Origin of the sequence: Nonomuraea rhizosphaerae (assembly GCF_019396405.1) — a bacterium.
Taxonomy (GTDB): Bacteria; Actinomycetota; Actinomycetes; order Streptosporangiales; family Streptosporangiaceae; genus Nonomuraea; species Nonomuraea rhizosphaerae.
The window spans coordinates 1-11,269 of sequence record NZ_JAHKRL010000483.1 but is presented as its reverse complement, the minus strand read 5'-3'; the positions used below and the strand labels follow the sequence as shown (position 1 = coordinate 11,269).

General features: G+C 70.7%; 9 protein-coding genes. 1 reads left to right on the top strand and 8 read right to left on the bottom strand.

Features of this window, described 5'->3' with window-relative positions; all coding sequences use genetic code 11:
- A partial coding sequence (gene rny, locus KME77_RS25205; RefSeq protein WP_246610709.1) for a ribonuclease Y occupies positions 1 to 1,399 on the top strand: 1,399 nt, incomplete at its 5' end.
- Positions 1,400 to 1,557: 158 nt separating this feature from the next.
- On the opposite strand, the gene KME77_RS25200 is transcribed toward rny, so the two are convergent.
- The 8 genes from KME77_RS25200 to KME77_RS25165 all read right to left on the bottom strand — a co-directional run bounded on the left by KME77_RS25200 (position 1,558) and on the right by KME77_RS25165 (position 11,152).
- The gene (locus KME77_RS25200) at positions 1,558 to 2,523 is read right to left on the bottom strand and encodes an ABC transporter permease (protein ID WP_246610708.1); all 966 of its coding nucleotides are present in this window, start codon (positions 2,521 to 2,523) and stop codon (positions 1,558 to 1,560) included.
- Complete coding sequence (locus KME77_RS25195; protein WP_308250891.1) at positions 2,523 to 3,557, bottom strand: ABC transporter permease; 1,035 nt, start codon at positions 3,555 to 3,557, stop codon at positions 2,523 to 2,525. Before KME77_RS25195 ends, KME77_RS25200 begins: the two co-directional genes overlap by 1 nt.
- Positions 3,554 to 4,564: an ABC transporter ATP-binding protein gene (locus tag KME77_RS25190; RefSeq protein ID WP_219471419.1), complete on the bottom strand. Its 1,011-nt coding sequence runs from the start codon at positions 4,562 to 4,564 to the stop codon at positions 3,554 to 3,556. The genes KME77_RS25195 and KME77_RS25190 overlap by 4 nt, the downstream gene beginning before the upstream one ends.
- A complete protein-coding gene (locus KME77_RS25185) occupies positions 4,564 to 5,610 on the bottom strand; it encodes an ABC transporter ATP-binding protein (protein WP_219471418.1) in 1,047 nt (348 codons plus the stop codon). Before KME77_RS25185 ends, KME77_RS25190 begins: the two co-directional genes overlap by 1 nt.
- A gap of 41 nt (positions 5,611 to 5,651) precedes the next feature.
- Positions 5,652 to 7,472: an ABC transporter substrate-binding protein gene (locus KME77_RS25180; protein WP_219471417.1), complete on the bottom strand. Its 1,821-nt coding sequence runs from the start codon at positions 7,470 to 7,472 to the stop codon at positions 5,652 to 5,654.
- A 188-nt stretch (positions 7,473 to 7,660) separates the two neighbouring features.
- Positions 7,661 to 9,475 carry a S9 family peptidase gene (locus tag KME77_RS25175; protein WP_219471416.1) on the bottom strand — a complete coding sequence of 605 codons (1,815 nt, stop codon included), beginning with the start codon at positions 9,473 to 9,475 and terminating at the stop codon, positions 7,661 to 7,663.
- 151 nt (positions 9,476 to 9,626) lie between these two features.
- Positions 9,627 to 10,520 carry an amino acid ABC transporter permease gene (locus KME77_RS25170; protein ID WP_219471415.1) on the bottom strand — a complete coding sequence of 298 codons (894 nt, stop codon included), beginning with the start codon at positions 10,518 to 10,520 and terminating at the stop codon, positions 9,627 to 9,629.
- On the bottom strand, positions 10,517 to 11,152 hold the full coding sequence (locus KME77_RS25165) for an amino acid ABC transporter permease (RefSeq protein ID WP_219471421.1): 636 nt from the start codon (positions 11,150 to 11,152) through the stop codon (positions 10,517 to 10,519). The genes KME77_RS25170 and KME77_RS25165 overlap by 4 nt, the downstream gene beginning before the upstream one ends.
- Positions 11,153 to 11,269 lie beyond the last annotated feature (117 nt).

Genomic DNA, 11,269 nt, shown 5'->3' with positions numbered 1-11,269 from the left:
CCTGCGCAGGTCGGAGGCGGCGGCGGAGAGTTCGGCGCGGATGCGCGCCGAGGTCGAGGAAGAGGGCCGGATACTCAAGGCCGAGCTCAAGGAGCTGCGGGCCGACCTCGAACGCAGGGAAGGACGCCTGGCCGAGCGCGAGCAGCGGCTGGACGAGGAGGCCAGACGGCAGGGCGAGCGCGACCGCAAGCTGGCCGAGACCGAGGTCGAGCTGGCCGACCGGCGGGCGGAGCTGCTGCAGGTCGAGGACGAGCGGCGGGTCATCCTGGAGCGGGCCGCCGGGCTCACCGCCGATCAGGCCAAGGGCGAGCTGGTACGCGAGATCGAGAACCAGGCCAAGCGTGAGGCCGCGCTGATCATCAGGGAGATCGAGGGCGAGGCCCGCAAGGAGGGCGAGAAGCGGGCCACCAAGATCGTGACACTGGCCGTGCAGCGGGTGGCGGCGGAGCAGACGGCCGAGTCGGTGGTCAGTGTGCTGCACCTGCCCGGCGACGAGATGAAGGGCCGGATCATCGGCCGCGAGGGGCGTAACATCCGGGCGTTCGAGTCGACGACGGGTGTCAATTTGATCATCGATGACACGCCGGAAGCGGTGTTGTTGTCGTGCTTCGACCCGGTACGGAGGGAGACGGCCCGGCTGACGCTGGAGAAGCTCGTGCTCGACGGGCGGATCCATCCGCAGCGCATCGAGGAGGCGCACGACCGCAGCCGCGCCGAGGTGCAGGACCTGTGCGCCCGCGCGGGTGAGGACGCGCTGGTCGAGCTGGGCATCACCGACATGCATCCGGAGCTGACGCTGCTGCTCGGTCAGCTCAGGTACCGGACCTCGTACGGGCAGAACGTGCTGAAGCACCTCATCGAGTCCGCGCACATCGCCGGGATCATGGCCGCCGAGCTGAAGATGAACCAGCCGCTGATGAAGCGGTGCGCCCTGCTGCACGACATCGGCAAGGCACTGACGCACGAGGTCGAGGGCAGCCACGCGCTGATCGGCGCGGAGATCGCCCGCCGCTACGGCGAGCAGGAGGACGTGGTGCACGCCATCGAGGCGCACCACAACGAGGTCGAGGTACGCACGGTCGAGGCGGTTCTCACGCAGGCGGCCGACGCGATCAGCGGCAGCCGGCCGGGCGCGCGGCGCGAGTCGCTGGAGGCGTACGTCAAGCGGCTGGAGCGGCTGGAGGAGATCGCGCAGTCGTACGACGGGGTGGAGAAGGTGTTCGCCATGCAGGCCGGGCGGGAGATCCGGGTGATGGTGAAGCCTGACGCGATCGACGACATCCAGGCGCAGGTGATCGCCCGGGACGTGGCCAAGCAGGTCGAGGAGGAGCTGACGTATCCGGGGCAGATCCGGATCACCGTTGTGCGGGAGTCGAGGGCCACCGAGTTCGCCCGCTGAGCGGAGCAGCTTCTGCTGGTCTGTTCCGAGGTATGCGCGGCCTCTGGCGGTCTGAGGCTTGGCGGTGTGGCCGGGGCGGGAGGGAGGTTCCGTCCCGGCCGCACCGCGCTCATGAGCCTCCGTCCCGGGCCGCCGAGTTCGGGCCGGGGCGGGAACATTCAGGCCAGGCGGATGCGGGGGTCCAGGAGGCCGTAGGCGATGTCCACCAGCAGGTTCGCCACCACCACGGCCGTGGTCGCGAGCACGACGACCCCCATGATGACCGGCAGGTCGCCGCTGACGAACGCCTGCACCACCGCCTGCCCGATCCCGCCGAGCCCGAACACCGACTCCGTCACCACCACCCCGCCGATCAGCGTTCCGACGTCGACCCCGAGTTGCGTCACCACCGGTGTGAGCGCCGCCCGCAGGCCGTGCCGGTAGATGATCCGCCCCTCGGGGACGCCTTTGGCGCGGGCCGTGCGGATGTAGTCCTCGCCGAGCACGTCGAGCATGGACCCGCGGGTGAGCCGCACGTACGAGGCCGCCTGGACCATGGCGATCGTGACCCAGGGCAGCACCAGGTGGCGCGCCCATTCGCCGGGGCTGGTGGTGAACGGCACGTACGAGTCGGGCGGCAGCACCGGCGCCCCGGCCATGGTGAGCTGGAAGAACAGGAAGTACAGCAGCAACAGCCCGACCACGAAGGTCGGCATGGAGACGGCCGCCAGCGCCAGCAGCGTCACGAACCGGTCCAGCAGGGAGCGCGCCCGGGTGGCGCTGACGACCCCGGCGCCCACGCCGATCACGACCCAGATCACGGCGCCGCCGAGCACCAGTGAGGCCGTGGGCGGGAAGTCCTGGGCCAGGAGCTTGCCGACGGACTCGCCGGAGAAGTACGACTGGCCGAGGTCGCCGTGGACGAGCCGGCCGAGGTAGTCCAGGTACTGGACCAGGATGGGCCGGTCCAGGCCGAGGTTGTGGCGGATGAGCTCGACCTGCTCGGGGGTGGCCTGGCGGCCGGCCAGTGTCCTGGCGGCGTCGCTGGGGGCGACGAAGAACAGCAGGAACGTCCCCAGCGTGACGAGCCACAGCACGAGCACGCCGAGCAGCGCGCGACGGACGAGGAACCTGCGCAGCAGCATCACGCCTCCTTCGAGCGCTCGGAGTGGCGGGCCTCGGAGCGGCGAGCCTCGGAGTGGCGGGCCCTGGAGTGGTGGCCCCCGGAGCGGCGCCGGCGACGGCGGCGCAGGCTGAACAGTCGTTCCATGCGCGGGTCGATGGCGTCCCTGATGCCGTCGCCGACCAGGTTGAACGCGAGAGTGGTGATCAGCAGGGTCGCGGCCGGGAAGCCCAGGTACCAGTACGCGACCCGATAGAACCCCTGCGCCTCGCTGAGCAGGTTGCCCCACGACGGGGTGGGCGGCACGATGCCCAGCCCCAGGTACGACAGCGTCGACTCGAACACGATGGCCGCCGGCACCAGCAACGTGGTGAGCACGATGACCGGGGCCAGCAGGTTCGGCAGGATGTCGACGAACATGATCCGCAGGTCGCCGCAGCCGATGGAGCGGGCGGCCTCGACGTACTCGCGTTCCTTCAGTGACAGTGTCTGGCCGCGGACGACCCGCGCGATGGCCGCCCACGAGTAGAAGGCGATCACCCCGATCGTCGCGGTCAGCGACGGCCCGGCGATCGACACGACCGCGATGGCGAAGATCAGGTACGGGAACGACAGCACGACGTCCATCAGCCGGGACAGGACGGTGTCGATGACGCCCCCGTAGTACCCGGCCAGCAGTCCGACGATGACGCCGACCAGCGCCGCCAGGCCGGTGGCCACCACGCCGACCAGCAGTGACACGCGCGCCCCGTACAGGACTCTGATGAACAGGTCGCGGCCGAGCCGGTCGGTGCCGAACCAGAACGTGCCGTTCGGCGCCACCGGGAGCCCCTGCGCCGTGATGCCGGTGTCGCGGAACTGGTCGTCGGGGCCGTGGCCGTTCCAGGCGGCGATGAGCGGGGCGGCCAGCGCCAGCGCGCAGAGCAGGACGACGACGAGCCCGGAGACGAGCGCGACCTTGTCGGTCCTGATCCTGGCCCAGGCCAGTTGCCAGGGACTGCGGCCGGAGATGGTCCGGTCGGTGACGGCGTCCGGCCTGATCTCGGTGAGGGTCACGGCGTCCACCCCCTCGACCGGGGAGCGGTCAGGTCCTCGCCGGCCGAGACCGGGAAGTGGCAGGCGACCTGGTGGTCGCCGGGGTTCAGCAGCGGCTCCTCGACCGTGCAGCGGTCGCCCGCCTTCGGGCAGCGCGGGTGGAACCGGCACCCTGGCGGCGGGTCGATCGGCGAGGGCACGTCGCCCACGAGGATGATCCGCCGCCGTCGCGCCGCCTCGTCCGGGTCGGCCACGGCCGTGGCCGACAGCAGCGCGTTCGTGTACGGATGCCGGGGATGCCGGTGAAGTTCGTCGGCCCCCGCGAGTTCGACGATCTTCCCCAGGTACATGACCGCGATCCGGTCGCTGATGTGCCGCACCACCGACAGGTCGTGCGCGATGAACAGGTACGTCAGCCCGAACTCGTCCTGGAGGTCCTTCAGCAGGTTGAGTATCTGCGCCTGGATGGACACGTCCAGCGCCGACACCGGCTCGTCGCAGATGATCAGTCGCGGCCGGAGCGCGAGCGCCCGCGCCACCCCGATCCGCTGCCGCTGCCCGCCGGAGAACTCGGCGGGGAAGCGGTTGTAGTGCTCGGGGTTGAGCCCCACGCGTTCCATCAGCTCCTGGACGGTGCGGCGCAGCGCGGGACCGCTGCTGACGTGGTGCACGACGAGCGGGTCGGCGATGATCGAGCCGACCCGCCGGCGCGGGTTCAGCGAGCCGTACGGGTCCTGGAAGATGACCTGGATGTCGCGCCGGTAGGCTCGCATCCGGGGGCGGGGCAGGTTGGTGATGTCGTCGCCGTCGAAGCGGACCTTGCCCGAGGTGATCGGGTGCAGCCCGGCGACGCACCGGGCGAGCGTGGACTTGCCGCAGCCGGTCTCGCCGACCAGGCCGAGCGTCTCGCCGGGCGACAGCTCGAAGCTGACCCCGTCGACCGCGCGCACGTGGCCGACGGTCTGCTTGACGAGCATGCCGGTGGTGATCGGGAAGTGTTTGACGACGTGGTCGACCTCGAGCAGCATCAGGCCTCCTTCGCCCGCAGCCGCAGCGCCTCGGCGTCCGGGCCGAGCCCGACCGCCTCGTGCGGCAGCCAGCAGGCGGACGCGTGGTCACCGTCGCCGGCCGTCCCGCCGGACGCGGTGCCGGTCACCCTGGACAGCGGCGGTCGTTCGGCCGCGCAGACCGGCATGGCGTACGGGCAGCGCGGATGGAAGGCGCACCCCGGCGGGATCGCGATCAGCGACGGCGGGGAGCCGGAGATGGGGCGCAGCCGCCCGTTCCGGGCCCCCGAGCTGCCGGGGATCGACTCCAGCAGCCCCTTGGTGTACGGATGGTGCGGCCGGTAGTAGAGCGTGCGGCGGCCGGCCCGCTCCACCACCAGGCCCGCGTACATGACCAGCACCTCGTCGGCGATCCCGGCCACCACGCCCAGGTCGTGGGTGATCAGGATCAGCGCGATGTCGAACTCCGCCTGCACCCGCCCGATCAGCTCCAGGATCTGCGCCTGGACGGTGGCGTCGAGCGCGGTGGTGGGCTCGTCGGCGACGATCAGCTTCGGGTTCAGCGCCAGCGACATGGCGATCATCGCCCGCTGCCGCATGCCGCCGGAGAACTGGTGCGGGTAGTCGTCCACGCGCCGGTCCGGTCGCGGGATGCCGACCAGGCCGAGCAGCTCGACCGCGCGTCTGCGGGCCTCGGCCCGGCTCGTGTCAGGCCGGTGGACGCGGATCAGCTCCTCGATCTGCCAGCCCACCTTGTACAGCGGGTGCAGGCTGGTCAGCGGGTCCTGGAAGATGACGCTGATCTGCGCCCCGCGGATGCGGCGCAGCTGTTCGTGATCGAGTTTGAGCAGGTCCACGCCCTCGAACAGGGCGGTGCCGGATATGTCGGCCCCCGGTGAGAGGCCGAGCACGGCCTGGGTGCTCACGGTCTTGCCGCTTCCGGACTCGCCGACGATCGCCAGCGTCCGGCCGCGCTCGACCGTGAACGACAGCCCGCGCACCGCTTGGACCAGGCCGTCCGAGGTGGGGAATCGCACCTGGAGGTCGGTCACCTCGAGCAACGACATGATTGTCCCCCTCGCGGCGCCCCCGGAGGGGCGCCGCACCGTCATGGTGAGTTCGGGTTCAGCCAGAGGTTGGTGATGTCGTAGAGCTGGAACGCGGGCAGGTAGAGCGCGTTCTGCACCCGCTTGCTCTTGTAGATGGGCGTGTTCTGGTTGTTCAGCGGCACGATCACCGCGTCGCCCATCACCGTCTGGTCCACCCGGTGCCACAGCGCGGCGGCCTTGGCCTGGTCGGGCTCGGCCAGCGCCTGCTTGATCAGGTCGTCCACCTTGGGGTTGCTGTAGCAGCCGTAGTTGCTGGTGCCGGGGTTGCAGTTCGTCTGGAACAGCGGCTGCGACACCGCGCGCCCGTTGTTGCCGTACCAGTCGGGCACCCAGCCGGGGGCTGAGATGTCCCACTTGCTGGCCTTGGCGATCGACGGGTTCTGCAGGAACGCGCCGTAGTAGTCGCCCTGCCGCACCGGCAGGCCCTTGACGGTGATCCCGCATTTCTGCAGGTCGGCCGAGTACGACTGGAAGTTGGCGGGGTGGTTGCCCGCGTTGCGGAACGCGCCGACGAGCGTCAGCCCGTCCGGGTAGCCCGCCTCGGCCAGCAGTTGCCTGCACTTGGCCGGATCGCCCTGGTCACCGGAGGTGGGGTACGGGTTGTACTCCTGGTAGCCGATGTTGCCCGGCGGGATGGCCGTGTGCAGCGCGGTCGCGACGTCGGCGCCGCCGTAGATCTTGGCGATGGCGACCTTGTTGACCGCGTACTCGATGGCCTGGCGCACCTTGAGCTTGCCCATGGCGCCGCCGGCGTTCTTGCTCTGCAGGTTGAAGACGATGTACGGGTTCGTCACGGCGCCCGGGAAGATCTTGAAGTCGGGGTCGCCGCTCTTCAGCCGCGGGATCTGGGCGGTCGGCACCGGCAGGTCCCACGCCAGGTCCGCGCTGCCCGCCTCGATCTGCTGCTGCACCGCGTCGGGCTCGGTGACGCCCATCTTGACGTCCACAGCGTTGACGTACTGGTGCCTGATCGGGTCGGCGGCCTGGTTCCAGGCGGGGTTCTTCTCCAGCCGGATCGACTTGGTGGCCACGTACTGGGTGATCCGGTAGGGGCCGTCGGAGATGACGTGCTGGCGGAACGTGGCGTCGTCCGGCACGTACTGGTCGTACTCGGCGGGCGCGGCCGAGGAGAAGTTCAGCGACAGGATGTTGAGGAAGTCGCCCGCCGGCTGGACCAGCGTGAACACGATCGTCCTGTCGTCCTGGGCCTTGACCCCGGCGATCTCGTGGGAGTTCTGGAAGGCCGCCAGGGCCGCCGCCGTGGGCTTGGCCTTCTCGAACGCCTTGGCGTAGTCGGCGCAGTAGGCCGCCATGCCCTTGATCGTGCTGGTGTAGTAGCCCGGCGCGCCCGCGCCCGCGACGGGGTTGCAGATGCGCTTGAAGCCGCGCACGAAGTCGCCCGCGGTCACCTGCCGCGGCGGCTGGGTGTCCCATTGGACGCCGTCACGCAGCTTGACGGTGTAGGTGAGGCCGTCGGCGCTGATGCCGCCGTTGGCGGCGGTCGGCACCTCGGTGGCCACGTCGGGCACCACCGCGAAGCCCTTGGTGGTGTCGGCCTCCTTGGAGACGCCGTTCAGCCCGAAGAGCTGGCGGGCGTAGCCGCGCATGATGCCGCTGGTGACCGTGTAGTAGGCGCTGGTGGGGTCGAGGTGGTCGACGTCGCCGCCGCCCACCAGCCTGAGTGTGCCGCCGGAGACCGGGGCACCCGCGTTCTGGGACGGGGACGGTGAGGTGTTCGTCCCGGTCTGTGTGGCGCATGCGCCGGCAAGCAGACTTGCCGCGACCGCCACGGTGATGCTGAGATGGCGCAAGCTGGCCATCTGGCCCTCCCTCTGCCGAGATGGGATGTATGGCTGGCCGTGGGGCGCGCGTCGTGGCCGCGAAGCGCGCCCCACATTCGAGCAACCCACCGGGGAGGGCCTGGTGTCGAGGACGGTTACTCAACCGATGTTGAGTAGCGACCCCCGAGTGATACGGGTTGTGTGCGAGATCCGTGAGAGACCGTGACTCAGCCGAAGATTTGCTGGTAGAAGGCCAGCTCAGCGGCCAGGGAGGCGGCCCGCGTCTCGGTGCGGCGGAAGCCGTGCGACTCGCCCTCGAAGGCCAGGTAGGTGCACGGGATGCCGCGCTCGGCCAGCGCGTCCGCGAACGCGGCGGACTGCTCCGGCGGCACCACCGGATCGTCGAGCCCTTGGAGTAGCAGCATGGGGCAGGACACCCCGTCCACCAGCGCGAGCGGCTCGCGCGTGGCGTAGAGCGCCGGGTCCTCGGGCCCGACCAGCCACTCCACGTAGCGGGACTCGAAGTCGTGGGTGTGGGCGTTCAGCGGGGCGAGCGCGCTGACCCCGTAGTAGGACACGCCGCCCGCGAACACGTCGGAACGGCAGCACGCCGCCATCACGGTCCAGCCGCCCGCGCTGCCGCCGCGCACCGCGATGCGCCGCGGATCGGCCAGGCCCTCGGCGGCCAGCCACTGGGCCGCGGCGATCGTGTCCTCGACGTCAACGATGCCCCACCGGCCCTTCAGCAGCTCGCGGTAGGCCCGGCCGTAGCCGCTGGACCCGCCGAAGTTGACGTCGAGCACGCCGATGCCGCGCGAGGTGAGGTACGCCTTCTCCAGGTCGAGCGCCGAGCCCGAATGGGCCGTCGGCCCCCCGTGCACGAAGATCACGTACGGGGGCGCGTCCTCGGAGTCGTCGGCGGCCGGATTCGTCGGCGGGTAGAGGAAGCCGTGCACGTGACCCATCTCGACCGGCCGGGGGACCGGCAGGCAGGCCAGGTCCGGCAGGTCGTCGATGTCGCGCCTCAGCTCCTCGGCCGCGCCCGTGGCCAGGTCGATCCGGGCCACCGTCGCGGGCACGGCCGGTCCGTGGCCGACCCCGACGACGGACGTGCCCTCGGCGGCCAGCGCCGGCTGCCAGCCGTCCCACGGCAGCTCCAGGTCCTCCAGCGTGCCCTTCGCGGGGTCGAGGAGGCCGAGCCTCAGGTCGCCGCGCCCGTGCAGGACCGCCAGCCGCCCGTCCGCGAGCACCGCGTACGGCAGGCCGCCCAGCGTCCACGGCGGCCAGGCGAACTCCTCGTCGAGAGGATGCAGCGGCCTCGGCGGAGCGCCGTCCAGGCCGGCCTCGTAGAGGTTCCACCAGCCGGAGGCGTCGGAGATCACGTAGAGGCGCTCGTCGTCCTTCCAGACCGGGGCCAGGACGGACTCCGCCGGGCCACCCATGACGGTCCGCGTAAGACCGTCGGCCAGGCGGGTGACGCGCAGCTCGGCGCCCTCCCACGGCATGCGCGGATGGTTCCAGGTGACGTACGCGAGCTGCCGCCCGTCGGGGGAGACCGCGGGAGCCGCGTAGAAGTCGCCACCGGTGACCCACTCGCGCGGCTCACCGCCGTCGGGGGGGATGGAGACGATCGCCCGGCTCACCTTGCCGCCGTCGGCGTGCCGCTCGCGTACGCACCACACCCGGCCGTCGCGCACCAGCGGGTCGGCGTAGCGGTCGCCCTCGGGGGTCAGCGGGACGGGCTCCTCGCCCAGCAGGTAGAGCCGCTGGTCGGCGAGGGAGGAGAAGACCACCTGGTGCTCGGGCGTCACCGCGTAGGGGCGCCCGCCGTACTCGTGCACGCGGGTGCGGGCGCTCCACGGGGCCGGCAGCAGCTCGCGCAGGGCGCCGTCGGCGGCGCGGTGCATGATCGTGGTGCGCCCGCCCTCGTCGGGACGGCCCTCCGTCCACCACACCTGGCCGTCGAGCGCGGTGGGCCAGCCGACGCGCCGGCCCGAGCGGGCTACGTCGGCGGTCGAGATGGGGGAGCGCCAGAAGGGCATAGACGCATCCTGCCGGAAGATCACGAAGAGTGCGGGGTGGTCACCTGACATCGATGACCACCCCGACTCGATCACCCACGTACGGCGACCACCCCACTCCGGCCACCGGCCCACTGCGCGGTGACCGGCTCACATCACGAGAACGACGCCGTCAGGCCCCTCCGGCTCCGCCCGCGGGAGCGGGCACACCCGCCACCGCGCCGGGCGGCTCGATCGGGCCGGTCGCGATCTTGCGGCTGCGGCGGCTGCGCTTCTCCAGCCAGGTGGCGAACCAGCTCAGCGCCATGGCCATCGCGATGTAGATCACGCCGATGACGATGGCCGAGGTCAGCTTCGTCCCCGGGTACACGGCGGGCAGGATCTTGAACCCGGCGTTGAGCAGGTCGGTGTAGACGATGAAGTAACCGAGGGCGGTGTCCTTCAGCAGCACCACGAGCTGGCTGACGACCGCCGGCATCATCGCGGTCAGCGCCTGCGGCAGCAGGATCATCCGCATGACCTCGCTCTTGCGCAGGCCGATCGCGTACGCCGCCTCCGACTGCCCGCGCGGGATGGCCAGGATGCCCGCCCTGACGATCTCGGCCAGCACCGAGCCGTTGTACAGGGTCAGGCCCAGCGCGATCGCGAACAGCGCGTAGTCGCCGCCGCCGAACATCGTCGGCGACAGGTACCAGATGAAGAAGATCAGCAGCAGCAGCGGGATCGCGCGGAACAGCTCCACGATCACGGCGGCCGGCCGTCTGATCCACTTGTGGTCGGAGAGCCTGGCGATGCCGAAGACCGCGCCGAACAGCACCGCGAAGACCGCGCCCAGCACCGCCGCCTGCAACGTGCCCAGCAGGCCGGGCACGATCGACTCGCTCCAGGTGAGCGGGTCGAAGAACGGCGTCCAGCGCTCGGCGGCGAACTGGTCCTTCTCGTTCAGCTTCATGATCGCCCAGGCGGCGATCGCCAGCAGCACCAGGGTGGCGACGCCGGTGAGCAGATGGTTGCGCAGTCGCCCGCGCCTGCCCGGCGCGTCGAACAGGACGGACGCGTGGCTCATCGGGCCACCGCCAGCCGCCGGGCCAGCCACCCGGTGTAGTAGCCGATGGGCAGGATCAGCACCAGGAAGGCCGCGACGATCCCGAGGAAGATCGGGATCGACACGCCGGTGTCGTCGAACGTCGTCTTCATGATGTTGGACACGTCCACCGTGTAACCGGCCGCCGCGACGACCGTGGTGTTCTTGATCATGGCGATCAGCACGCTGCCCAGAGGGGCGATGACCGCGCGGAACGCCTGGGGCAGGATGATCAGCCGCAGCGACTGGAGGAACGTCAGCCCGATCGCCCTGGCCGCCTCCGCCTGGCCCATCGGCACGGTGTTCATGCCGGAGCGCAGCGCCTCGCAAACGAACGCCGCCGTGTAGGCCGACATGCCGAGCACCGCCAGCCAGAACGAGTTGGCGAGCGGGTCCTCGGTGGAGAAGATCAGGCCGAGCGTGTCGCTCAGCCCGAGGTAGCAGAAGGCCAGCACCAGCGTCAGGGGGGTGTTGCGCACCACGTTGACGTAGGCCGCGCCCGCCGCGCGCAGCACCGGCGTGGGCGAGACTCGCATGGCCGCCAGAATCGTCCCGACGATCAATGCGAAGACCGCGATGACCAGGGAGAGCTTCACGTTGTTGAGGAAGCCCATCGCCAGGTCAGGCGCGTATTTGATCAGATCGTCCAATTGTGCTCCATCAGGAAAGAACCGCGGCGGCCGGGAAGCCGGCCGCCGCGCTCACTGGGGTCAGGCGCAACCCTCGGCGGG